The sequence below is a fragment of the Desulfonatronum thiosulfatophilum genome (assembly GCF_900104215.1).
GTDB classification, from domain to species: Bacteria; Desulfobacterota; Desulfovibrionia; order Desulfovibrionales; family Desulfonatronaceae; genus Desulfonatronum; species Desulfonatronum thiosulfatophilum.
Map to the genome: position 1 here is coordinate 76,866 of NZ_FMXO01000007.1, position 24,558 is coordinate 101,423.

21 protein-coding genes are annotated in these 24,558 nt (G+C 59.8%); 10 read left to right on the forward strand and 11 right to left on the reverse strand.

All coding sequences use genetic code 11. The annotated features are described in order from the left end of the window. Positions 1-9 precede the first annotated feature (9 nt). From BLP93_RS07105 to BLP93_RS07155, 11 genes are all read right to left on the reverse strand, one after another. Positions 10-3,246: a tetratricopeptide repeat protein gene (locus BLP93_RS07105; protein ID WP_092119215.1), complete on the reverse strand. Its 3,237-nt coding sequence runs from the start codon at positions 3,244-3,246 to the stop codon at positions 10-12. Between the two features lie 366 nt (positions 3,247-3,612). Continuing rightward, complete coding sequence (locus BLP93_RS07110) at positions 3,613-4,626, reverse strand: sigma-54 interaction domain-containing protein (protein ID WP_092119218.1); 1,014 nt, start codon at positions 4,624-4,626, stop codon at positions 3,613-3,615. Between the two features lie 420 nt (positions 4,627-5,046). Beyond that, the gene (locus BLP93_RS07115) at positions 5,047-6,951 is read right to left on the reverse strand and encodes a thioredoxin domain-containing protein (RefSeq protein ID WP_092119221.1); all 1,905 of its coding nucleotides are present in this window, start codon (positions 6,949-6,951) and stop codon (positions 5,047-5,049) included. 10 nt (positions 6,952-6,961) lie between these two features. Continuing rightward, positions 6,962-8,380: a pyruvate kinase gene (gene pyk / locus BLP93_RS07120; protein ID WP_092119222.1), complete on the reverse strand. Its 1,419-nt coding sequence runs from the start codon at positions 8,378-8,380 to the stop codon at positions 6,962-6,964. Positions 8,381-8,549: 169 nt separating this feature from the next. Beyond that, positions 8,550-8,816: a DUF2442 domain-containing protein gene (locus BLP93_RS07125; protein ID WP_092119224.1), complete on the reverse strand. Its 267-nt coding sequence runs from the start codon at positions 8,814-8,816 to the stop codon at positions 8,550-8,552. Beyond that, positions 8,797-8,967: a DUF4160 domain-containing protein gene (locus tag BLP93_RS17680; RefSeq protein WP_425248221.1), complete on the reverse strand. Its 171-nt coding sequence runs from the start codon at positions 8,965-8,967 to the stop codon at positions 8,797-8,799. The genes BLP93_RS07125 and BLP93_RS17680 overlap by 20 nt, the downstream gene beginning before the upstream one ends. 119 nt (positions 8,968-9,086) lie before the next feature. Further along, positions 9,087-9,998, reverse strand: a complete 912-nt coding sequence (locus tag BLP93_RS07135; protein ID WP_092119227.1) for a rhomboid family intramembrane serine protease — start codon at positions 9,996-9,998, stop codon at positions 9,087-9,089. Further along, the gene (locus BLP93_RS07140) at positions 9,995-10,375 is read right to left on the reverse strand and encodes a flagellar basal body rod C-terminal domain-containing protein (RefSeq protein WP_092119230.1); all 381 of its coding nucleotides are present in this window, start codon (positions 10,373-10,375) and stop codon (positions 9,995-9,997) included. Before BLP93_RS07140 ends, BLP93_RS07135 begins: the two co-directional genes overlap by 4 nt. Positions 10,376-10,629: 254 nt before the next feature. Next, positions 10,630-11,415 (reverse strand): GTP cyclohydrolase FolE2, encoded by a 786-nt coding sequence (gene folE2 / locus BLP93_RS07145; RefSeq protein WP_092119233.1) that lies wholly within the window; start codon positions 11,413-11,415, stop codon positions 10,630-10,632. A 4-nt stretch (positions 11,416-11,419) separates the two neighbouring features. Beyond that, positions 11,420-11,839 carry a nickel-responsive transcriptional regulator NikR gene (gene nikR, locus BLP93_RS07150; protein WP_092119235.1) on the reverse strand — a complete coding sequence of 140 codons (420 nt, stop codon included), beginning with the start codon at positions 11,837-11,839 and terminating at the stop codon, positions 11,420-11,422. Between the two features lie 8 nt (positions 11,840-11,847). Next, positions 11,848-12,546 carry a class I SAM-dependent methyltransferase gene (locus BLP93_RS07155; RefSeq protein WP_244148671.1) on the reverse strand — a complete coding sequence of 233 codons (699 nt, stop codon included), beginning with the start codon at positions 12,544-12,546 and terminating at the stop codon, positions 11,848-11,850. A gap of 273 nt (positions 12,547-12,819) precedes the next feature. Between BLP93_RS07155 and dnaE the strand changes: the two genes are divergently transcribed. Genes dnaE through BLP93_RS07210 form a run of 10 tightly spaced genes read left to right on the forward strand, consistent with a single transcriptional unit; the run spans position 12,820 to position 24,556 of the window. Beyond that, complete coding sequence (gene dnaE, locus BLP93_RS07165; RefSeq protein ID WP_092119241.1) at positions 12,820-16,320, forward strand: DNA polymerase III subunit alpha; 3,501 nt, start codon at positions 12,820-12,822, stop codon at positions 16,318-16,320. 27 nt (positions 16,321-16,347) lie between these two features. Next, positions 16,348-16,734: a 6-carboxytetrahydropterin synthase QueD gene (queD, locus tag BLP93_RS07170; protein WP_092119244.1), complete on the forward strand. Its 387-nt coding sequence runs from the start codon at positions 16,348-16,350 to the stop codon at positions 16,732-16,734. Between the two features lies 1 nt (position 16,735). Further along, positions 16,736-17,200: a D-aminoacyl-tRNA deacylase gene (gene dtd / locus BLP93_RS07175; RefSeq protein ID WP_092119246.1), complete on the forward strand. Its 465-nt coding sequence runs from the start codon at positions 16,736-16,738 to the stop codon at positions 17,198-17,200. A 20-nt stretch (positions 17,201-17,220) separates the two neighbouring features. Next, the gene (locus BLP93_RS07180; RefSeq protein ID WP_092119249.1) at positions 17,221-18,372 is read left to right on the forward strand and encodes a PP2C family protein-serine/threonine phosphatase; all 1,152 of its coding nucleotides are present in this window, start codon (positions 17,221-17,223) and stop codon (positions 18,370-18,372) included. A gap of 19 nt (positions 18,373-18,391) precedes the next feature. Next, positions 18,392-18,739, forward strand: a complete 348-nt coding sequence (locus BLP93_RS07185; RefSeq protein WP_092119252.1) for an STAS domain-containing protein — start codon at positions 18,392-18,394, stop codon at positions 18,737-18,739. A gap of 16 nt (positions 18,740-18,755) precedes the next feature. After that, complete coding sequence (locus tag BLP93_RS07190; RefSeq protein ID WP_092119255.1) at positions 18,756-19,853, forward strand: FapA family protein; 1,098 nt, start codon at positions 18,756-18,758, stop codon at positions 19,851-19,853. Between the two features lie 15 nt (positions 19,854-19,868). Continuing rightward, positions 19,869-20,615, forward strand: a complete 747-nt coding sequence (locus BLP93_RS07195; protein ID WP_092119258.1) for a motility protein A — start codon at positions 19,869-19,871, stop codon at positions 20,613-20,615. A gap of 25 nt (positions 20,616-20,640) precedes the next feature. Continuing rightward, positions 20,641-21,369 (forward strand): OmpA family protein, encoded by a 729-nt coding sequence (locus tag BLP93_RS07200; protein WP_244148672.1) that lies wholly within the window; start codon positions 20,641-20,643, stop codon positions 21,367-21,369. Between the two features lie 8 nt (positions 21,370-21,377). Then, on the forward strand, positions 21,378-23,150 hold the full coding sequence (locus tag BLP93_RS07205; protein WP_244148673.1) for a CgeB family protein: 1,773 nt from the start codon (positions 21,378-21,380) through the stop codon (positions 23,148-23,150). After that, positions 23,147-24,556 (forward strand): glycosyltransferase family 9 protein, encoded by a 1,410-nt coding sequence (locus BLP93_RS07210; protein WP_244148674.1) that lies wholly within the window; start codon positions 23,147-23,149, stop codon positions 24,554-24,556. The genes BLP93_RS07205 and BLP93_RS07210 overlap by 4 nt, the downstream gene beginning before the upstream one ends. Positions 24,557-24,558: the final 2 nt, after the last annotated feature.

Sequence of the window (24,558 nt, forward strand, 5' to 3'; positions counted from 1 at the left end):
TCCGAATCCTTATGGCCTGAAGCGGCCGGCGCTGTCTTCCAGGGTTCGGCCTTGCAGGGCTGAGGCGGCCAGGCGGCCGTAGAGGCCGCGGGGGTCGTTGGCCTGTAAGTCCTTCAAAACGGCTTGCCATTGGTTGAGATCGTGGTTGCGCTGGTAGAGTTGGGCCAGGCGGTACCGGCTCATGGTCCATTCCGGATCGGACTGGTCGATGAGCTGATCCAGTTCCAGGGCCCAGGCCAGCGCTTCCTGCAGGCGGCCCGTGCGTTCGGTGACCTGCGTCAGCCAGAGCACGTTGTCCCGGATCTTTCCCTGATCCTCCCGGTCGACAAGCAACAGACTCAGGGACTCCTGTGCGTAGAGGTAAACACGCTCGAAATTCTCGTTCTGCATAGCCTTGCGGGCCAGGAAATAGAGGGCGTAGCCGCGCTGGGCATGGCCCAGATTCAGGTCTTCGGCCAGCTTCAGCCAGAGAGGCTGGGCATCATCCGAGCGTCCCAGATTTTCCAGGGCCAGGGCCATGGAATAGGACAGTTCCCGTTTCTGCGGCGCGGGCAAGTCGTCACGCAGTGCACCCAGTCCCACGATCCGTTCCCATTCCTGCTGTTCCAGATAAATACCGAGAATCATCTCCAAAGCCGGAATCAAAACCTGGCGCGGCGTTGCGTCGGTGAGATACGGCCCGGCCAGGGTGATGGCCTGCTCAAAGTCTCCGGTCTTCCAGAATGCCATGGCCAGGCCAAGCCGGGTGGCGGGTGAAAAATCCTCCAGCAATGCATGCAGGAAGGGATTGTCGCGCCATTGCTCGAGGGTTTCCGCATAACGTCCGTCCTCTGCATTGCGGTGCACAAGCTGGGTGAACGCCTCTTCGCCCACTTCCAGGGCCTTGGGGCTCAAGGAATGATTGGGATGGTCCGCGAGAAAATCGCTGATGACCATCAGGCTGTCCTCGAACCGCTTGTTCCAAATCTGCCAGATGGCCAGCTTGATGGTGGCCACGGCGGCCAGCGGGCTGTCCGGGTGCTTGGTGATGATTTCCGAGTAGACGTCGGCGGCCCGCCGTGTCGTGAACATGTCCTCCAGGCTGGGTTCGTCGTGAATTCCTCCTTCCACGAGGCGCATTTTGGCGATCAGCCCACCTTCCTGATCCGGAAATTCGCGGGCCGCTTTTTCAAAAATACGTCTTGCCGGATCCGGCCGGCCGGTGAGCAGGTAGATGTCCCCGATCCGGGCCAGGAGCATGTCCGCGTCCGGGGTGTCGGGAACCAGGTTGTAGTAGGTCAGGAGGCGTTGCTTGGCCGATTCCAGTTCGTTCACGCGCAGGGCGATGATTCCGGCCAGTTCCAGCAGGCTCGGGTCGTCGATATAGTACCGCGGCCAGCGTTTTTCCAGAAAGTCCATGATCTGGAAGGCCTGCCCGTCATGGCCCAGGGCGTTCAGAGCCCTGGCCAACCCCACAGACGACTGCTGGGAAATGGAATATTCCGGATGGTTTTGAACCACTCGCTGGAAATAGTCGGCGGCCTGATTGTAGTCGCCGCGATCCAGGAAGTATTGTCCCAGATAGTATTCCGTGGTGGGTACCAGGGGATCGTGGGGATAGTCCCTGCGGAGCACGTTGAAGTAGGCCCTGGCTTCAGGCAGATTGTCCACCCGCAGGTGCAGAACTCCCAGGTTGCGCAGCGCCAGGGGGGTCCGGATGGATTTCGGGTTCATGTGCATGGCCCGTTCATAGGCCTGGGCGACAGGGACGAAATTGTTGGCCAAGTCATTCTGATGAAGGCCGAACATTGCGTCGCCCAGGTTGTAAAGAGCCTCCTCGCGCATGGAATCCGAGAGTCCGTGGACATTGGAGAGGGTGCGCAACGCTTCCACGGCCACATCGAATTCCGCATTCATCAATGCTGCCTTGGCCGTGGACATTAATCCCCGATATTGCTGGTCCGGGTCTTTCTCCTGCGGTATTTCCTCCGGCCTTTGCTCCTCATGAGCTTTTTCCACCCGATCTTGCTCCACCTGCACGGGTTGTGATGCGGGATCTTCAAGTGCCGGGGCGGCATGTTCCACGGCTTCCGACGGGCGCTCCGGCTCCGGGGCTTCAGGAAAAACAGGTTGCGCGGGGGTGATTTCCGGCGTTGGCTGCGCCGGCGTCGGCGACGGACCTGGATCGATGCGTTGCCTAATAATCGGAGCCTGAGCCGGAGAGACGTCCGTTGCCGATGTAATGACCGGAGCATTTTCCTGGGGATCGACCGCCTCCGGAGACGACGTGGCGGCCGGCTGTGGTTCGGAGGAAATCGCCGGTTCCGGCTGTTCCCGGAAAGGAGCAACGGGTTGCGCATCTTCAGGGCTGACGCGCCGGATCGGATTCCGGATCATGCTCTGTGTGGGAGGCGGAGTGGATTGGCCGGAGGGATCCGATAATTGTTGAGAATCGTTTTGCGCAGGAATGGGCGCACGGATTTGTTCAGGGGCGCCGACGGGAGGAGCAGGCTCGGTGATGCTCCGGCGCAACCCGGCGAAAGTTTGCAGGCCGGCAGGCAGGGGAGGGGGCGAAGACTCCGCGGCGGGAGATTGCATGGGCGGCAGACGATCCGTTTCAACCGGTTGCTCCACGGCGGGTCCCGGCACTTGATCCCGCGATTGGGCCTGGGACCGATTTTGTTCTTGGTTCCGTTCCGGAACGGATGCAGGCTGCGCGGGCGCGGGGCGGCTCGCCGGCTCGCCAGCCGGCGGAGGCGTACGGGCCGGCGAGGCAGTGGACGGTTCCGGTCGTTGGGGGCCGGCGTTCTGTTGCCAACGGCTTCCCAGAGGATCGGGAAAAAAGCTGATCAACAACAGGCCTTTTGCGGCATCGTACTGGCCCACAAACCCGAAGGCTTCCGTGGTCGTCCGGACCCGCAGCCCTTCCCGGCCCAGGGAAACCGCATCCAGAAGAGTCGACCCGCTCAGGAACGGAGCGGCATTGTCAGCGGAAACCGACATGGGAAGAAGGACATGAACGTCGCGTGCCGCGATCCGCTTGACATCCGGTTGAGGACTCTCGGGAGGCAGGCGCAATTCCAGTTGCTCTCTATTGGGGAATCGCCGGAAAGAAACATCCAGGGCGGAAAAAGCCTCGGCGCAGAAGAACAACAGGAAAAAGACGGCCCAGGACGAAACCGAAACGGATCTCGGAACCCAGGACGCCGGGGAGCGGAGAACGCTCCCGGAAAACAAAGCGCGGTACGCACGCCAAAATCGGAGCATGATCAGATCTGCATAGCCTCTCTGCTTCCACAATGAAACATCACAACTCCCCCTCTCTCGAATTCGGTGCTAACTCTCACCTACGTGCATCATAACCCTGGTCATTTGGCTGGCGCGCAGATTTGTAAGATTGAACCGCCCGCTTCGCTCAGGACGCAGAGGACGCCAAGAAATTTTTGTCTTCCGCTGGAAAGAATGCGGAAGCCAAAAAGGCTTCACGCCTTGCGGCGAGTATTTCTTAGGGCGTGTAAACAGCACCCTTCTCGCGAAATTGGCTGCCGCGTCGTCGGAATAATATTGAAAGCCGTTAGCAAGAACCATGCTTGCGGGGACAGACAGGGCGGAGTGTAGGATTAGGATGTGTGATTACGGGTTGATACTGCGTTTTTTCAGTTTCTCAATCAGGGTGGTGCGCTTGATTCCCAGCAGTTCCGCTGCCTGATTTTTGACTCCGTGGCTTTCCTGCAATGCCTCAATGAGCAAACGTTCCTCGATCTCGTCCATGAAATCCTTCAGCCCTTGGTCCCGAGCCCGCAAGTCGCTCAGCGTGGGCCATTCGAAGCCGTTGACGTTCTTCTTCGGAGTACGTTCGGGGACGTCCATGCCGACAACCTGAAGAATCTTGGCAGGCAGATCATCGGGCATGACGTCATCACTCTCGCAGAGAATGGAGATCCGCTCCATGAAGTTTTCCAGTTCACGTACGTTTCCCGGCCAGGGATACAAAGCCAGCAGATCCTGGACCTTTCGGGACAGGCGCAGCACGGGCCGCATTTTTTGCGTACAAAATACATTCAGGAAATGCTTGCCGAGCAGAATGATGTCGTCTTCGCGCTCGCGCAGCGGGGGCAGGTGGATGGGGATGACGTTCAGGCGGTAGAAAAGGTCTTCGCGGAACCGACCCTGGGCCACCTCCGCTTCCAGATCCCTGTTGGTGGCGGCGACGATGCGGACATCGACCCGGGTGGTCGAGGTGGCGCCGACGCGTTCGAATTCTTTTTCCTGGATCACGCGCAGAATCTTTACCTGCAGGGGCAGATCCAGTTCTCCTATCTCGTCCAGGAAGATGGTGCCCCCGTCCGCCAATTCGAAGCGGCCCGTCCTGGTGCGGATGGCATGGGTAAATGCGCCCTTTTCATGGCCGAAGAGTTCGGATTCCAGGAGGTCCTTGGGGATGGCGCCGCAGTTGACGGGAACGAAGGGCTTGCCCTTGCGCTTGCTGTTGGAGTGCAGGGCTCGGACCACCAATTCCTTTCCAGTGCCGGATTCTCCGGTGACCAGTACGGTGCTGTCCGTGGGGGACACCTTGGCGAGAACGGAGAAAACCTGTTGCAAACAATGGCTCTGGCCGATTATGCCGCCTCGATCGATGTCCGTCATGAAAAGCTCCTGAAAAGGCAGGGAATCAATTCCATGGCGGAAGGAAAGGTCGTTTTGGTTTTCAGCTGAAAGGAGAAGAATCTTAGGGGAACATCGGTTTCGGCGCTAATAATCATCTGGTTCGTTCCATCGTTGATGTCCATGTTTGGTGCCAAGTGTCGGCGGGAGCCGCGGCATCAGAATGTGCCTGCGCGCCGCGTACAAAATATGGAATCTCGTGTCAACAAACTGACACAATGTCAAGTACCGATGGAAATTTTCTAGGCCTGGTTTAAGAAAATTGAACCGCCCGCTTCGCTCAAGTCGCCAAGTACGCAAAGAAGAATTTTGTCTTCCGCTGGAAAGATGCGGCAGCCAAAAAGGCTTCGCGCCTGGCGGCGATCTTTTTGCGAACTTGGCGTCTTGAGCGTAGCGGGTGGTTCAGTCCTCTGCCGGCAATTCTCCGAAAGAAAGTGCGGTGAGCCAGTGGGTGCAGGCGTGGGGCTGGGTGTTGATCAGGTTGCCGAAAGCATGGGCGGATTTCCGGGCTTGGGTTGCGTATTCCGGGTTGCCGGTCAGCGTGGCCAGTCGGAGCAGGTTGGCGGCGCTGACGGCATTGCCGGAGGGCAGGGCGCCTTCAGCCGCCTGCTTTGGACGAAACAGCAGCGGCTCGGCGTCCCGGGCGGTGAGAAAGAAACCGCCGTTGGTTTCGTCGCCAAAATCCCGCAGCTGCGCCATGGTGATCTCCTCCGCGGCGTTGAGCCAATGCGGATTCTGATCCGCTTCGTACAGTTCCAGCAGGCCCCAGACCACGAAGGCCTGGTCTTCCAGAAAACCCTGTGCGGCCAAATGGCGTGTCGGATGCTGTGTCGGATGTGGGGCATCTGGCGAGTCAGGGTGCCGGGCGTGCGGTGCGTCGGCTGGCTTGTCAGCGGCAACAGAACGGAAACGGTGCAGGACTCGCCCCTTTTTATCGCGCATCACGGTCAGCACCAGTTCAGCGCAGCCGCGGGCGGTTTCCAGCCAGCCCTGTTGGTCGAAAACCGCTCCGGCCCTGGCCAGGGCCGCGATGAGCAGTCCGTTCCAATCCGCGAGCACGCCGTCATCCGTCAGTGGTTTGGGACGTTCTTCCCGGGCCATCTTGAGGCGATTGCGCAGCACGGCCCAGCGTTCCTGCTCTTCCGTATCTGTCATATCCTCGGCAAGGTGGAGAATGTTTGCGCCGGTGGACTTGCCGGTGGCTTCATCCTGAAAATTGCCGCCGGGCTGGATCCGGAACGTCCGGCAGACCCATTCGCCGTCCTCGGGACCGAGAACGGCGAGCAATTCATCCCGCGTCCAGACATAGAACCTGCCTTCCTCACCTTCGCTGTCCGCATCCTGACCGCTACCGAAACCGCCTTCTTCCGTGGCCAGTTGATCCACGACATAATCGACGATTTCCGCCACCACGCGCCGGTAGAGCGGATTTCCGGCGGCGCGCCAGGCGTCGGTGTAGGCCAAGAGCAGCATGGCCTGATCGTAGAGCATCTTTTCAAAGTGGGGGAGCAGCCATTTGTCGTCGGTGGAGTAGCGGTGGAAGCCGAACCCGACATGGTCGAACAGCCCGCCCAGGCGCATCCGGCCGAGGGTGGTTTCGACCATGGCCAGGGCCTGGGGTTCGTTGTGCTTGCGGGCGTACTGGAGAAGGAACAGCAGGTTGTGCGGCGACGGGAATTTGGGCGCGGTTCCGAAGCCGCCGTGCTCGGAATCGTAGCGCTGGACAAAGAACGAATACGCCTGGTGCGCCGCCTGTTCCGGGTCCGGCTCGCCGGCCATGGATTCCTGTTCCTGGGCGGCACGCAGGGCCTCTTCAAGCTGGACGCCGGTGGCCAGAACGTCCTTGCGCTGGCTGCTCCAGACTTCCTCGACCCGGGGAATCAGGTCCAGCATGCCCATGCGGCCGAAGCCGGATTTCCGGGGAATATACGTCGCAATGAAGAACGGGCGGCCGTCCGGCCCCATGAACACGGTCAGCGGCCATCCTCCCCGCTGACCCAGAATATGGCAGGCGCTCATGTAGACCTGATCGATGTCCGGGCGCTCCTCCCGGTCCACCTTGATGCTGATCAGATGCCGATTCATCAGTTCGGCTAGGGCCTGGTTCTCGAAGCACTCCCGTTCCATGACGTGGCACCAGTGACAGGTGGAATAGCCGATGGACAACAGGATCGGCTTGTCTTCGGTCCGGGCCCGGGCAAAGGCTTCCTCGCCCCAGGGAAACCAGTCCACCGGGTTAAGAGCGTGCTGGAGCAGGTAATGGCTGCTTTCCCGTGCCAGCCGGTTTGGCCGAGGAGCAGGGTGCATAACGCCTCCGTCACTTGATGTAGATCTTGATCTGATTCGTCGAGATATCCTTTTGTCCCGGCGTCTTCTGGCCGGATGTGATGATCAGGCCGTCGCCGGGCTTGAACCCGTCGAAGCGTTGGATGAACCCGGCCGCGCGGGCCATGTGGCTTTCCGGTTCCGCGTCCACCAGCCGGGGGTGCACCCCCCAGACGAAATTCAACGACCGCATCACCCGTTCGTTGCTGGTCAGCGCATAGATGGGCCGCGCCGGACGGCGGGAGGACAGCATGCGGGCCGTGATCCCGGAAGTGGAGTGGCAGACCAGGGCCTTGCTCTCGGCGTTGTCCGCCAGCAGGCAGGCGGCATAGGCCAGATACTTGCCGGGGTTCTTCTCTTTTTTGGGAAAATACGGCTCACCCAGACGTTCCAGATAATACTGTTCCGCCTCCCGGGCGATGTCGTTCATGTTGCGCACTGTTTCCACCGGGTAGTTGCCGATGGCGGTTTCCTCGGAAAGCATGATGCAGTCCGCGCCGTCCATGATGGCGTTGGCCACGTCGGTGCACTCGGCCCGGGTGGGGACGGGATTTTTGACCATGGACAGCAGCATCTGGGTGGCGACGATGGCCGGCTTCTGGGCATGTCGGCAGGCCCGGATGATCCTTTTTTGGATCACGGGCAGGGCGGAGAGCGGACATTCCAGACCGAGATCGCCCCGGGCGACCATCACCCCGTCGGCCAGAGCCAGGATGGCGTCCAGATTCTCCACGGCATTCTGACGCTCCAGCTTGGCGATCACCGGGACCCACGTTCCAAGGTCGCGGATCAGATCCTGCAGGTCCGCCACGTCCGAGGCGTCTTGGACAAAGGAAAGGGCCAAGGCGTCGATGCCGATCTCCAGGGCTTCCCGAACGTCCTTGCGGTCTTTTTCGGTGAGCGCCTTGATGGGGTGGCTCTTGCCGGGAAAGGAGATGCCCTTGTGGGACGAGAGGTAGCCGGCATTCTGGGCTTCCAGCTCATAGAGCTCGTTTTCAACGATGACCCGGGAAACCTTGAATTGCAGCATGCCGTCGCTGAGATTGACCGGCATGCCCACCTGCAGGCCCTGGAGCAGGAGGGGGATTTCCAGGCTGATGAACGGGGTCTTGCCGGACTCTTTACGCTCCAGCGGTCCCAGAAGCACATGGCCGCCCTTGTTCACCTGCAGCGGGGAGCCTTCCACCTCGCCGATGCGGACCTTGGGGCCGCACAAATCGCCCATGGCCGTCAACGGCATGTCCAGTTCCGCCTCCACCCGGCGGATCATCTCCATGGCCGGAACAAAGAACTTGGCGTCGGCATGGGAAAAATTCAAACGAAATATCCGCACCCCATACTGCACCATGGCCTTCATCACCTCATAATCCAATGAGGCCGGGCCCAGGGTGGCGATGATCTTGCAATGCATGACGCTCTCCTTCTTTATTTTGATTGGTATTGGTAAGGGTTGTCTTAAGAGATTGTGAGAAAAACCTGGCGAGTGATTGTCGAGAAAAAATATCAGGATGACGGGCGCCTTCGTCTTCATAGGCACTTAAAAACCGTCGTTCAGGAGTGGATTGGGAACGTATCGAACATCAATCCGGAATGCGTCTTCTTGCAGGAGATCCGCTCAGCATCCCCGCCACGCTGATGTCTTCATCCACGTCAGGCCAATGAATGCCTTGCCCGTCCCCGATCAACCGATAATTCTGACGCTGTTCTGGCGTTGCACCCGACAGACGCCAGGACCAGGCCAGGGGAACGCAGACCGTTCGGCCATCCGCCAAAAAAACAGAAATTTCATCTTCGGTCACATGCACATTGAGAAGCCTTGGCTCATGTTCACGAATCGCAATGGTCATGCCACGCCTCCTTGATGATCTCATATTCAGAGCGGATAATTTTCATGATGGAGTTCAAATCTTTTGGCGTAAAACCATGGTTTGTAGATAATGCAAGAGGAGCCAACCAAAATTTGCATGTGGCGTTGTCTCTCTGGACATGAACATGCATTGGTTCATTGCAGTCAAAGCTGTAAAAGAAAACCGGTATGGGCTTGTTATCTTTTTGATTGTCGGCATATTGGCTTAGCGGAGCCACGCGGGTTGAGCATTTCTCTCCGAGATCACAGTCTAAGTCCAGCTTCCTGTCAATGCCCGCCACCAGGATGCGGCGAGGATGGCCAGGGTGAGGAGGAGCAGGTGGTTTTGGCGGGTTTCGCTGAGGTGACGCGGACCAAGGAGCGTGTATCCGATGCCCAGGCAGAAACCGGCCAGACACCCCATGAGGTGCGCGCCGATATCGGTCTGCACGTCGCTGCCGAGCATTGCCAGCAGGCCCAGGGCCGCGCCCAGGGGGAGAATCCAGGACCTCGGCCGGTTGTCGTCCGAGCCTTCGGCGGGAAAGACACGAACGCCTCCGAGCAGGCCCACGGCACCGAAAACCGCCGTGGATGCGCCGATGGACAAGAAGCCGCTCTGGTGCAGCCAGGCATTTACCAGGTTGCCGCCGGCCCCGGCCAGCAGGATCAGCAGCCAAGCCGCTCCCACTCCGACCCGTCGGCAGAGAAACGTGCCGAACACGGCAATGCCGAGCATGTTTCCGGCCAGGTGGCGGGAATCGGCATGCAGGGTCAGCGCGGTGATCGTGCGCCAGTATTCACCTTCAAGAATGCGCGCGGCATGGGCGCCGGCTTCCAGGATGATGTTCTGGTGCGCTCCGTCTCGGCTGGTGGCCATGTGGAAGGCCAGCAGAAGCAGGGCCGCGGCCAGGCCGGTCATGGTGGGCGGAGCCGGCTGAACAGGAAGAGTGGGAATGGAGAAGGAACCCGTTGCGTCGGGATTTTCCCGGAGGTACTGCTCGATCTGGATCTCTGCCTGGGCTGCGTCGTCCTCCGCGACCTCCAGGGACCAGCCCCAGCCGGACCGGCGAAAACGGTAGTCAATGTCGGCCGAGGAGAGGACCAGGGCAAACTGGTCCGCCTGGTCGGACGTCAGGTTTTCAAGGATGACGCGGGTTTCATCCCGGGGGCCGAAATCATTCACGCACGCATGTCCAGTACCGTTCCGGTCAGTTCATCCCATGTGCGGACCATGGCCACGTTGGCCTGGAAGGCCCGCTCATCGCGGATGGAGTTGACCATTTCGGCAACCAGTTCAGTGTTGCTGCCTTCGGCCAATCCCCAGACCGTGGCGTGATGCCCGTCTTCGTCGGTGGCACCCTCCAGGGCCGGAACCAGGGGGCCGGGCGTCGGGTCCTGATCAATGGCCTGGGGACGCACGCCCAAGCCTTCCGGTCCGGTCTCCAAGGACAGGCGGGAGGCCTTGAAATCCGGCGTGTTCATATTCGCGACATTGTTCGCCCCGACCTGCCGGGACAAGCCGATGGCGTGCAAGGCCTGGATGTTGGGGGAAATATTCATGATCGGTTCCTTGCTACGATTCCAGTTTGCTTTCAGAAAGATACAATGGGATTCAACGTGGCATTGATATCAGGATCGCAATCGCAATCGAAATCGCATTCGCAATCGGTCTCGTATAGTTTCATTATCTATTTGTTTTTTCGATTTCGATTTCGATTTCGATTGCGATTGCGATTGCGATTGCGATTTCGATTGGGATTTCGACTATGAGCATGCGCTTGCTGTAAATTGAACACAAATAGAATGAGATATTTTCAGGCCTTCATTCCGGTTAGTGAGCGTTCGATGCAGGCGTAGGCGCTGTGGTTGTGGATGGATTCCTGGCTTTCCACCTCGACCCGGTACCAGAGAAGCTGCGTCAGCTTTTCCAATTCATGGGAGACGTTGCGCACCACATCCTCCACGAAACAGGGCCGCTTAAAGGCGTTGTCGATGACCAGCTTCTCGTCCTCGCGCTTGAGCAGGGCATACACCGGCGAGGAGGCGGATTCCTGGGCCAGTTCGATCAAGTCTTCCAGCCAGATCAGCCCCTTGTTCCTGGTTTGCACGCGGACCACGGCCCGTTGGCTGTGCGCGGCCTGGTCGCAGATGGCCAGGGAGCAGGGGCAGACGGTCATCACCGGCACTTCCACCTCCAGGCTGAAAAGCAGCCGACTGCCCTGGAACTCCCCGGCGACGCGGCAGTGATAGTCCATTCTGGCCTTGCTGCCGCTGGCCGGAGCCGCCCGTTCCAGAAAAAAAGGAAAACTGAAGCTGATCCAGGCCCGTTGGGCGTCGAGACGGGCCTGGACGTCATTCAAGAGATGCTTCAAGCTGGGATAATCCAGAATGCCGGACCAATCCTGAAGGGCTTCCACGAATCGACTCATGTGCGTGCCCTTGAAACAGGCCGGCAGATCCACCCCCATCTCCACCTGGGCTACGGTGTGCTGCCGGCCCTGGGCCCGGTCCAGAACCATCAAGGGAAAATGAACATGCTTGATGCCGACCCTGTCGATATCCACCGGAACCGAAGCCGGGTCGTTCTGGACGTCGAGCATCCCGCTATTCAAGATTCTTTCCGGTGGTGGTCAGGTTCAGGGTGCCGTGCTTGACGCCCTTGGTGGAGGTCATTTTCGCGCCCAGTTCCCGGAGTTTTTCGCCGGTGCCGCGCAGCACCAGGATTTCCATGCAGTTGCTGTGATCCAGGTGGACGTGCATGGATGCCACGATAATATCCAGATAATCGTGTTGCTGTTCCGTGAGCTTCTGGGCCAGATCGCTGTGATGATGATCATAGACGATGGTCAGGGTGCCGGCCGTTTCCCCTCCGAGATCTTCCCATTCCTTCTGGATCAGCATGTTTCTGATCAGGTCCCGGATAGCCTCCGAGCGAGTTTGATAGGAGCGCTCGTCACAAAGAACGTCAAATTTTTCCAGCAGATCCGAATCCAGGGATACGCCGAAACGAATTGTTTTACCCATATTTCACCTCAAAGATTTATTTGTGCTTCCCAAATGTTGATGTTGACGACGTACCCTTCCGTGGGCACGGCTTTTTGCGCCGCGCGACGTACATTCCAACCTGATTCCCGCAACATGTTCCACGCGCCGGAAGAGACGCTGCGTTCGGGCTCAGCCAGCCAGATGCGTCCCCCCGGGGCCAGAACATGCTCGAACATGCCGATCAGGGGTTCGGCGAATCGTCTTTCGTAGAAAATGTCCCCGCCCCAGATAAAGTCAAAGCCATGCTTTCGGAAGCCGGGAAAGCGCCAGTCCATCTGGACCCAGAGCGGATCGGGAACCTGGTTCTCGCGAGCGTTCACTTTTGCATAATATAATGCTTCCAACGCATAATCCAAGCCCACCACCCTCGCGCCGACGGAAGAAGCGGTGCAGGCGCTCAACCCCAGGCCGCATCCCACGTCCAGGCAGGTCCTGCCCTGGATCAACGGGGCATTGGCGGCCAGCCATTCGACCAGCAGCAGGCTGGAGGGCCACAGCTCGACCCAGTAGGGGATACGTTCATCAGGACCGAAATCCGACTCGCCCATCTGTTGCCATAATTCTTCAAGATCGGCCGGGCGATAGATGCTCCAAATCCGGTCCGGGGCATCGATGGCCAAACATTGCGCCGAGGCGAGCAGGGCGGCATGTTCTCCGGATGCGATACGGCCCGTCCAGGGGCTCAAGGGTATATTCCCAGGTTCTTGATCATGTCCTGAAGTTGTCCTTGCCGATTTTTTCCAAATCCTGCATTGTGCACGGGCTTGAGAGATCCAGCACTCCGGTCCGATGCGGTTTTGATTGTTCTAATTCATTGATATATATCTTCCGGGACTGTTTCTGGCAATGCTCGGCGCGCGGTCCTCGCGCCCGGAAGCCCTTCGGGCGGCCTTCCGGAATGCATGAACCGGTCCCAGAGCGTCTGCTGTTTCGCATAACCACCACTTCCCTCCGTCTTTATGTCAGATTTTGTTCATCTTCACTGCCATACCGAGTACAGCCTGCTGGACGGGGCCATCCGGATCAAGGAGCTGTGCGCCCGGGCCAAGGATTTTGGTCTCGGCGCCGCGGCCATCACGGACCACGGCAATCTGTACGGGGCCATCCACTTCTACAAGACGGCGAAATCCTTCGGCCTGAAGCCGATCATCGGCTGCGAGGTCTATGTGGCCCGGGCCAGCCGGCTCGACCGGGACGCCCGTTCGGCTTCCCAGGCCGGATATCACCTTGTTCTGCTGGCCCAGAACGAAACCGGCTACCGGAACCTGATCCGGCTTGTCTCGCAGGGGCACTTGGAGGGGTTCCACTACAAGCCTCGCGTGGACAGGGAACTTCTGGCCGAGTGTTCGGAAGGCCTGATCGCTCTTTCGGCCTGTCTCAAGGGTGAAGTCCCGTACAGGCTGATGCGGGAAGGCTTTGACGTGGGCCTGGAAACGGCCCGGTTCTACGCCGATCTCTTTCCGGGCCGATTTTATCTGGAAATGCAGGCCAACGGCCTGGCCGATCAGCTCGCTCTCAATGAGCGGTTGCGGGAACTGGCCGAGGCGACCAGGCTGCCCCTGGTGGCGACAAACGACTGCCATTATCTCAGCGCCGACGACGTCAACGCCCACGACATTCTGCTCTGCATCCAGACCAACGCCTGTGAGACGGACGAGAAGCGGATGCGCTTCGATACCCGGGAACTCTACTACCGCAGCCCCGAGGAAATGGAGGCGGCCTTCGCGGACTGTCCCCAGGCACTGGCGGCCACGGCGGAAATCGCCGCGGCCTGCAACCTGGAGCTGACCTTCAACAAGCCCCATTTTCCGGCCTACAGCCTGCCTCCGGGGATGACCCTGGAAGAGGAGCTGCGCCGGGCGGCCCACACGGGGCTGGAGGAGCGGCTGGCGAAGATCAAACCCGGCGCGTCGCGGCAGGTCTACGATGAGCGTCTGGCCCTGGAGCTGGACGTGATCTGCTCCAAGGGCTTTGCCGGCTACTTCCTGATCGTCCAGGACTTCATCAACTGGGCCAAGTCCCGGAACATCCCGGTGGGGCCGGGCCGCGGTTCCGCCGCGGGCAGCCTGGTGGCCTACGCCCTGCGGATCACGGACCTCGATCCCATTCCCTACAACCTGCTCTTCGAACGATTCCTGAATGCCGAACGGGTCAGTCTGCCGGACATCGACGTAGATTTCTGCTTTACCCGGCGCGAGGAAGTGCTGCGGTACGTATCGGAGAAGTACGGTCAGAGCAATGTGGCCCAGATCATCACTTTTGGCCGGATGAAGGCCCGGGCCGCGGTGCGCGACGTGGGGCGGGCCCTGGGGTTGAAGCCGTCCGAGACGGACAAGATCGCCAAAATGGTCCCCGGCGCCCTGGGCATGACTATTGCCAAGGCCCTGGAACAGGAGCCGGACCTGCGCAAGCTGGCCGAAGAGGATCCCACGGTGGGCCGGTTGATCGACACCTCTCTGCGCCTGGAAGGTCTGGCCCGGCACGCCTCCACCCACGCCGCCGGCGTGGTGCTCTCGGACCGACCCATGGTGGAGCATGTGCCGTTGTGCCTGGGCAAGAAGAAGGAAACGGTCACCCAGTGGGACATGAAGTGCGTGGAGAGCGTCGGCCTGATCAAGTTCGACTTCCTGGGCCTGAAAACCCTGACCGTGATCCAGGACGCCGTGGACTTGGTCCGTGAAGGAGGCAAGCCCGCGCCGGATATGGCCCACCTGCCTCTGGACGATCAGCAAACCTTCGACCTGCTCTGCGAGGGCCGCACCGAAGGCGTGTTCCAGCTGGAAAGTTCGGGCATGCGCAGGGTGCTCACGGACCTGAAGCCTTCCTGCTTCGAGGACGTCATCGCGCTGCTGGCCCTGTACCGGCCGGGACCGCTGGAAAGCGGGATGGTGGCCACCTTCATCCGCTGCAAGCACGGCCAGACCCCGGTGGAATACCTGCTGCCCGAGCTGGAGACGATCCTCAAGGAAACCTACGGCGTGATCCTCTATCAGGAGCAGGTGATGAAGATCGCCTCGGACCTGGCCGCCTATTCCCTGGGCGAGGCGGACATTCTGCGCCGGGCCATGGGCAAGAAGGATCCCCAGGTCATGGCCCAGCAGCGCTCCCGGTTCATGCAGGGGGTCAAGACCAACAAGCTGCCGGAAGCCAAGGCCGCCCAGATTTTCGACCTGATGGAGAAGTTCGCCGGATACGGGTTCAACAAGTCCCACAGCGCGGCCTACGCCCTGATCTCCTACCAGACCGCCTATCTCAAGGCCCATTTCCCCGTGGAATTCATGGCCGCGTTGATCAGCTCGGAAGTGGACAACGCGGACAAGATTTTGCGGTACCTGAACGACTGCGGGGATATGGACATTTCCATCCTGCCCCCGGACGTCAATCACAGCCAGGCCCGGTTCAGCGTGCAGGAGGACAAGATCCGCTTCGGCCTGTCCGGGGTGAAGAACGTGGGCGAAGAGGCCATCCGGGAGGTCATCCAGGGCAGAATCCAGGGGCCCTACCGGAGCGTGTCCGACCTGTGTCAGCGGGTGAATACCCGCAAGGTGACCAAGCGCGTCCTTGAATACCTGATCAAGAGCGGAGCCTTCGACTCGATCCATCCCAGCCGGGGCCGGCTGCTGGCCGGTCTGGACACGGCCATGGCCGCGGCCCAGAAGAAGGCCAAGGAGAAGAAACGGTCCCAGATGTCCCTCTTTGCCTGCATGTCCGGCGGCGAGAACGGATCCGGCATGGTGCCGGATTGCGGGCTGGATCTGGGTCCGGATGATCCGGGGCTGGAATGGACTGATGAGGAAAAATCACGGTACGAAAAGGAAGCCCTGGGCTTTTTCCTGACCAGCAATCCGTTGCGTCCTTTTCGGGAAGAGGCGGTGCGGCTTGGTCTGCGGACCATCGTGGACTGCCAGGATCTGCCCAAGAAGAGCGAGATTCGCCTGGCGGTGCTGGTTACCGGGGTCAAGGAATTCATGACCCGCAGAGGGGACAAGATGGCCTTCTGCCAGATCGAGGACCTGACCGGCATGGCCGAGGCCACGGCCTTCGGCGACGTGTACGCGCCGGCCAAGGAGTTGTTTCACGGCGACCGGCCGCTGCTGATGGAAGCCCGAATCAGCGACTATGAAGGCCGGATGGACAACGGCTCTGAAAACACCGTTCAGCAGCTCAAGCTGGAGGTGGTGCAGGTCAGCCCGCTGAGCGAGGCCTGCGCCCGCAGCGACCAGCCGGTGCATCTGCGGATCGAGCGGGACGATCTGAGCCGGGAGGATGTCTCGGCGTTGAAAAGCCTGTTCCAGAAACATCCGGGACAGACTCCGGTGCGCGTTGTCCTGGATTTGCCTGAATGCCGGTGCACATTGCAACTTGGTCCCCAACACCAGGTCCTGCCTTGCCCGCAGTTTTGGAAGGACGTTGCCGCCTGGCACGGCGAGGGGCAATCAACAGCAGGGGGAGAAGCATGATGCGGATGCGCACGGAGGAGGGACGTCATGGGTGAAGGTCTCTGGCGGCTGACGGTTGCCGATCATTTCAGTTCCGCCCACCAGTTGCGGCATTATCAGGGAAAATGCGAATGCCTGCACGGTCACAATTTCGCGGTCCAGGTTCAGGTTCAGGGCCGGCGCCTGCACCCGGAACTGGGCATTGTCATGGATTTCAAGGAACTCAAGGCCCTGCTTAAAACCGTGCTGGCCGAACTGGACCATTGCAATCTGAACGAAATGGCGGAATTCAGCCGGATCAATCCGTCCTCGGAAAATATCGCCCGACACATTTATCAGCGTCTCCAGACGATGCTTCCCGGGCCTGAGGTGATCATGCACAGCGTTTCCGTTGCCGAAGGGCCCAATTCCGTGGCCATCTACATGGAGGACTGACGTGCGGTTTGTGCTGCAGCGGGTGAAATTCGCACGGGTGGAAGTCCAAGGCCGGGCGGTGGCCGCCATTGATCAGGGAATCCTGGTTCTGGTGGGTTTCGGGCAGGAGGACGAGGACATGCCCGCAGCCGGGATCGTGCTTTCCCGGATGGCCCGCAAACTCGTACAGGTCCGCATCTTTCCCAACGAGTCGGACAGGCTGGACCTGAGCGTGGCGGATGTGGGCGGGCAGGTTTTGGCCGTTTCGCAGTTCACCCTGCATGCGGACTGCCGCAAAGGACGCCGGCCCTCCCTGCACGATGCCGCCGAACCGCAACGCGCCGCCCGGCTTTTCGACGCCTTTGCCGCGGAACTGGAACACCTGATTCCTGGTCGGGTGCAAACCGGATCCTTCGGCGAGGAGATGGACGTCATCCTTCACAACTGGGGTCCGCTGACTTTGATCTGGGATTCGCAAACACTGTGATTATTCTTCCAAGGACCTCCATGCCTGCCGGCCATGCCGATGCAACCCCGATCAGCGTCATGGTCGTGGACGATTCCATGACCTTCCGCAACTATCTTGAGGAGATCCTTCGTGATCACTACCAGATTCGGGCCTGTCGCGACGGGATGGAGGCAGTGGAGGCGTATCGGGAGGCGCGTCCGGAAATCTGTCTGCTGGACATGAACATGCCCCGCATGGACGGCCTGGAGGTGATCCGGCATGTGCGCCGGGTCCTCGGCGACCAGGATCTGTTCATCCTGGTCCTGACATCCGACGACACATCGGAGCAGAAGTCCGAGGCACTGCATCTCGGCGCCAACGACTACCTGGTGAAGCCTTTTGATGCGCTGGAACTCCTGGCCCGGGTCCGTGTGGCGGAGCGTCAGGTCAGGCTGACGCGCAGCCTGCGCGAGGCCAATACGGCCATGTCCCGGGAAATCGAGGAAATAGCCAGGCTGCAACGGCGTTTGCTTCCCGCTTCCAGCCCACGTCATCCGGGAATCAAGATCCAGAGCCTGTACCTGCCGTCGGACCAGGCCAGCGGGGATTACTTCGACTACTTTTTCCTGCCCGATGGGAATTTTCGCGTGGTCATGGCCGATGTCAGCGGCCACGGTGCCAAGGCGGCGTTCATCATGTCCATGGTTCGGACCATGATCCGCTTTTCCGGCAACTTCGAGAGCCTGGGCGGACTGTTTGAACTGATCAACGAACAGTTGCGGTTGTATGTCGGCGAGGAGGGGGATTTCGTGACCTTGTTTGTCGCCGATATCCGCGCGGACTTTTCTTCCATGGTCTACGTCAATGCCGGCCATGCACCGGGAATGCTGCTCCGCCGCGGGGATTCCCCGCTGATGCTGCGCCCGGCCATGCCGGCATTGGGAGTCATGCCGTGCCGTGCCCAAACCGCGGATGTTCCTCTTGAAGCCGGGAGCGTTCTTTTTCTCTTTACCGATGGTTGTTACGAGTGGGAAGTCGCGCCGGGCGAAGTTCTGGGCCTGGAACGGTTCTGGGACCGGGCGGCTTCTTTCGTGGGACGTTCGGACCACGTGCTGGATGACATCTTCCGGGATCTTGGCTGTGCGGGCACGCCGGACATCCGCGACGACGTCAGCGTGCTCAGGGTTCAACTGGGATTAATCAAGTCCTGAACTCATATGAGGTAAAAATATGGCTGAGTTGCGGTATGAGTCGTTTGGCATATGGAGCAAGTTGGTGTTTTCCGGGAAGATCACCTACGAAATTACCCAGAAAATGAAGGGAGAGGTCGAAGCCCAGCTTCTGGAAATGGGCGAGGGGACTATACTGGTCTGCGACCTGAGTCAGGTCACCTTTCTGGACAGTTCGGGCATCGGTTGTCTTGTTTTCCTGAACAACAAGATGCACCAGAAAGGCGGCAGCTGCTGCCTTTATCATCCAAGCGACGTGGTCTTGAAAACACTGGACCTGGTGCAGTTGACCACCTTTTTTGATGTTGTCGTCAATGAATGCGACCTGATCACCAGAACTTCGGGGTAATCATCAATCACCCACCATGAGTTATTTCCTGAAGCATCATTTTGATCCGGATTTCGATCACCTGGACATCAAGACCAAAGCGCTGGGCAATGAACCGGTGGATCACTTGAACCGCGACTATGTGCACAATGTCGTGGATGGACAGGTTCTGGCCGAACTGGTGGATATACCGGAACATGAGGAAGGCAAGTACGACCCCAGATTCATTCTGGAGCAGCCGGTGTTTCCCATGGGGGAGAACACCCGGATCGATCCGCGGAACGTCAGCCTGCTTTTGTCCACGGCCAACGGGTACGTCTACTACGATCCGAACGGCAAGATCGCGGTCAAGACCCTGCTCAACGTCCGCCGGGATGTCGATTATGCCACCGGAAACATCACCTTTATCGGGGATGTCGTCATTCATGGTTCTGTTCGGTCCGGGTTCAAGGTCAAGGCCAGGAACATTCTGGTCAAAGGACCCGTGGAGGGCGCCGTGCTGGAGGCCTCCCAATCCATCCACGTGGAGGCCGGCGTTAAGGGCGACAACAGGGCGGTTCTCAGGGCCAAGGGCAGCATCAAGGTCAAGTTTTGCGAAAACGCCATGATCAGCGCAGGCAAGAATCTCCTGGTGGAGGGCTCCTGCCTGCACTGCAAGGTTTTTGTCGGCAACGCCCTGGCGGTGCGAAGCAAGTTGATCGGCGGCGAAACATCCTGCCGGCGGATGGTGCATGTCCGCGCGCAACTGGGTGGCGGACTGAGCACCATTACCGCGATCAATCTGGGATATGACCCTTTCCTGATGCAGAAGCTTTCGGAGTTGGAAACCACCATTGATTCCTTGAAGCTTCGCAAGGACGCTCTGGATGTTCAGACCATCGAGACCAATCACGACGTCCAACTGCGGCAGGACCTTGAGCACCGGCTGTCCGTGCTGGAAAAGCAGCGCATTCTCTGGACCGAGCAGATTACTGCGAACGATCTGTCCTCCTGCGCCGTGATCGTGCCCGGAGAGATCCGCCCGGAGGTGGAAGTGAGCATCGGGCAAGCCTATCAGGCCATCTCCGATTATGTGTATAACGTTCGGATCATACTGCAAAATGATCAAATTCATCTGGCAACTCCGGCGGAATAAAGGATTCTGGCAATCATGGACATCGGCACCTTACTGGGCTTGATCAGCGGCATTCTCTTTGTTTTCATCGCCATCATGCTGGGCGGAGATTTCATCGGTTTTCTCAATGCCCCCTCCGCTTTGATAGTCATCGGCGGCACTGTTTCCGTAACCTTCATCATGTTTCCCATGGGCGTGGTTCTGGGCTCGTTCAAGGTCGCCCTCAAGGCCTTTTTTTCCAAGAGCCCCAACCCCCAGCTCGTCATCAACGAGGTGGTCGCCCTGGCCAATCAGGCTCGCAAGGAGAGCCTTGTATCCCTGGAACGGGCTACGGTTTCGGACAAGTTTCTGCGCAAGGGAATCCTGCTGATAGCCGACGGCTCGGAAGAGCGTCTCGTGCGCAATATTCTGGAGACCGAACTGAATTTCACCCAGCTTCGCCACCGTCAGGGCCAGGGAGTGTTCAAGGGCATGGGAACCATGGCCCCGGCATTCGGCATGATCGGCACGTTGATCGGCCTGGTGAACATGCTCCAGGTGCTGGACGATCCCACGGCTATCGGTCCCGGCATGGCCCTGGCCTTGCTGACCACCCTCTACGGCGCCTTGATGGCCAATCTGGCGTTCATTCCCATTGCCAAGAAACTGGAGGAGCGCTCCCAGGAAGAATTGTCCAAGATGGAAATGACCATGGAAGGCGTGATGTCCATTTTGCGCGGGGAAAACCCCAGGCTGATCCAGGAAAAGCTGGAATCGTTCATGCCGCCCTCGATGCGCCAATAACCGCATTCACTGCTCACGTATGCCCATGAAGTTCAGGAACACTCCTCCTCCGGAAGAAGAAGGCGCTCCGACATGGATGGTCACCTTTGCGGACCTGATGTCCCTGCTGTTGACCTTTTTCATCCTGGTGCTCTCCTTCGCGAACATGGATATTGTTCGATTCCGGGATATGCTCGGCTCCATCCAGACGGCTTTCGGCGTGCAGGTGCAGCGTCGGGAGGCGGATTACGTGGCCTTTTCCCCCTCCCAGTTCGAGCGCAAGGATATGGAACTGAGCAAGGAGAACGAGGAGATCCTGAGCATGGTCGTCCAGTTGCGCACCATCATGGAGAATGATGAAACGCTGCAGAAAAGCACCGGCGTGGAGGCCGACGACAACGGCATGGTTCTGCGGGTGGACAGCGCGTCCATGTTCGACAGAGGATCGGCCACGCTCAGACCGGAAGCCGAATCGGCCCTGGATGCCGTTATCAGTATTCTGCGGAACTACAACATGAACCTGGTCATCCGCGGCCATACTGACGACGTGCCCGTAAATTCGGCCCAGTTTCCCTCCAACTGGGAACTTTCCGCGGCTCGGGCCACGGCCGCTTTGCGCTACATCATGGAGTACGGCGGCTTTTCCCCCACCCGGATGCGGGCCGTGGGCTACGCGGACAGCCGGCCGCTGGTTCCCAACACCTCGGAAGAAAACCGGCGGAAAAACCGGAGAGTGGAATTCTACTATCACTCGCCCGACGCCCAGACCTGGTGAGGCAGCACATGGCCGATGCCCTAAATCCCCTTTCGCCTGGCCCAACTTCGCCCCAGCAGACAAAAGGCCGTGTCGCCTACAGGGCCATGGCGCTTGGTCCGGCTCAGGATTCCGAGTTCGGCGCGGAGACCGGCCCGGAAGATGTGCGCATCATCCTGGAATCGGGCCGCCAATGGCATCTCTGGGGACGCAAGGGCCGGGAACGTGAGCAATCGTTGGCGTCGGAAGCGGACGCGCAGACGCTGCCCGTGCTGCTGGGCAGCGGTCTGGGCGTGGCGGTGCGTCAACTTCTCGCCATCACCCGCGGTCCCATTGCCGTCGTGGATAAAGAGCTCGAGATCCAGAAGGTTACCGGTTGCCGGGATTCGGCCGCAAACCCGCGCGTTCTCTGGGTGGACGGCGACACGCCCCAGGAGGCCCTGGATGCGTTGACCCGGTGGCAGATGGACAACGGCGGTCTGCCGCTTCGGCCGCTGATCATGCCCCTCTACGCCCGTCTGGACCCGGAATACTACAAGGTCATCCAGGCCCACCTGGAAGCCAGCGCCCGCTTCGACATCTGGGCGCGCACCAGCTATCCCAAATGCCGGCAATGGCCTCCCCGGGTGCTTCTGCTGACCAGCCAGTATTTCCTGCTGGGCGAGGTGGTCAGTGCATTCAAGCGTCTGGACGTCCCCCACAGGCTCCTGGAGTTTACGCCAAGGGAGACGGGGAGGACCGAATTCGTTCAGGAATTGCTCACGGCCATCCTGGAGTTCAAGCCGGACTTCGTGCTGACCATCAATCATCTGGGGGTGGACCGGGAAGGCGTGCTCATGGATCTCCTGGAAAAGTGCCGCCTGCCCTTGGCCTCCTGGTTCGTGGACAATCCCCATCTGGTGCTCTACGTCTACAACAATCTGGCCGGTCCCTGGACGACCATTTTCACCTGGGACGCGGACAACGTGGATTCCTTGCGCGGCCTGGGCTTCGAGCATGTCCATTACCTGCCCCTGGGCACGGACGTGCACCGGTTTCGACCGCCTTCCGCCGCAGTGTCGCCCTGCCCGCGGGAATGGCGGGCCGAGGTGTCCTTTGTGGGCAATTCCATGGCGGCCAAGGTGGCGGCGCGGCTCAAGGTCGGCCGCTTCCCCAGACCCATGCTTTTGGCTTACAGGAAAATCGCATGTTCTTTCGGTGATTCTTCGGCAGACAGCGTCCGGGAGCATTTGCAAACCGATTTTCCAAATATTTTCGAAGCCTTTCAAGCCCTGCCCAGCATCGAGGATCGTCTGGCCTATGAAACCGCGATCACCTGGGAGGCCACGAGAATCTACCGCAACCGCTGTATCCGCCAAATTCTGCCCTTCAACCCGCTGATTGCCGGAGACAGATACTGGAAGCGCGCCCTGCGCGACAGCGTCGGATCCTGGCGCTGGCATCCGGAGCTGAACTACTACGCGGATCTGCCCCGGTTCTATCCATGTTCGGCGATCAACTTCAACTGTACCAGCATGCAGATGAAAGGCGCGGTGAATCAGCGGGTTTTCGACGTGCCGGCGTGCGGCGGGTTCCTGGTTACGGATCAGCGGCGTCAGATGGACCATCTGTTCGAGCCCGGCCGGGAGGTGGTGGCTTATGCTTCCCCGGAAGAGATTCCCGATCTGGTGCGCCATTACCTGCGCCGGCCAGGCGCCCGCGAGCGCGTCAGTCTGGCCGCTCGGAAGCGAATCATGCAAGAACATACCTACGACCACCGGATGACCAGGCTTCTGAAGACAATGGTCGCGGTCTACGGATGATGTCCAAAAAGCCGATCCTCGTTTTGCAGATGCAGCGGATGGGGGATTTGATCCTGTCCTTTCCCCTGTTTTTGTGGCTTCAGCGCGAGTATCCGGGCCACCCTCTGTGGGTGGTGGGCGAGCCGCGCTTCTACAACGAACTGCTGCGGCTCAGCCCCCCGGCTTCGTACTTTCCCTGGACTGACACAGGCGCATTGCGCACGCAGCCATTCTCCCTGTGCATCAATTTGAGCCATGAAGCCAAGGCCGCTGTTCTGGCCGGAGAGGTGCGGGCTGAGCAGCACATCGGGGCGGTGCAGTCCGCGGATGGCGTGCGCCATGTCTACGGCAACTGGCAATTGTATCGAACAGGTCTGGTTCATGCCAACCGGCATAATCGTTACCACTGGGCGGACCTCAACGCGCTGGACTGCATCCCTCTGGCCCGGATCAGGTCCACGCAATGGTCCGAACCGAGATCTTGCCTGGGAGACCGGCGGCGGATCGGCCTCTTCCTCGGCGCCAGTGAATCCTCGAAGCATCCTGACGCCGATTTCTGGGCTGGGCTGGCCCGGGAACTGCTGCACCGGGATTTGCGCCCGATCCTGCTTGGCGGACCGGGCGAGAAGGCGCTGGCCGAGGCAGTCCGCAAAGGTCTTGGCCAGAACGTACTGGACTTGACCAATCGCCTGAGCCTGGTGCAGTTCGCCCAACTCGGACAAGAGCTGGAACTGTTGATCACGCCGGATACCGGACCGATGCATCTGGCCTCCTGGAGCGGGCTGCGGGTGCTGAACCTGTCGCTGGGACCCGTCAACCCCTGGGAAACCGGCCCCTACCAGCCCGGTCACTTCATTTTGCAGGCCAGACAAAGCTGCTCGGGATGCTGGCGATGCACCCGATTTGGAGTTCGGCCCATATGTCACGAGCACTTTCCTCCCCGGCGAGTGGCTCTGCTGGCGCACGCCCTGGTCAATTCCGCGGGGATATCACCGCAAAGGCTGCGTTGGCCGGGGTTGGAACTGTTTGCCTCTTCCAGAACCAGGGCAGGGCTGTACCGTCTGGGCCCTCTCCGGCGTAATCAGGCAACTCCCATGGCCAGGGAGCGACTGGCGGATTTCTGGTCGCTCTTTTGGGGGCAGCTCTTCGGGTTGTGGGGACGGGACAAGACACTGGCTTCCTGGACGGACCTGGTCCGGGCGCACCCGGCTCTGGCCAAAGCCTTCGTGCGGTTTCTGCTTGGTTTTCACCGCAAATTGCGACAGGCTCGGGAATCCTCCTTCTGGAGCCAGGGACCGCCGCTACTGCGACCTTTGTTCAGCCATGCGCACATCGTGCTCCAGAATGGTGGGTTCTCCCGGGACAGTGAGCGTGAAGCGCTGAAGGTAACGGAAGAATTGCTGCGAATTGTATCCGGAGAAGAATAGCA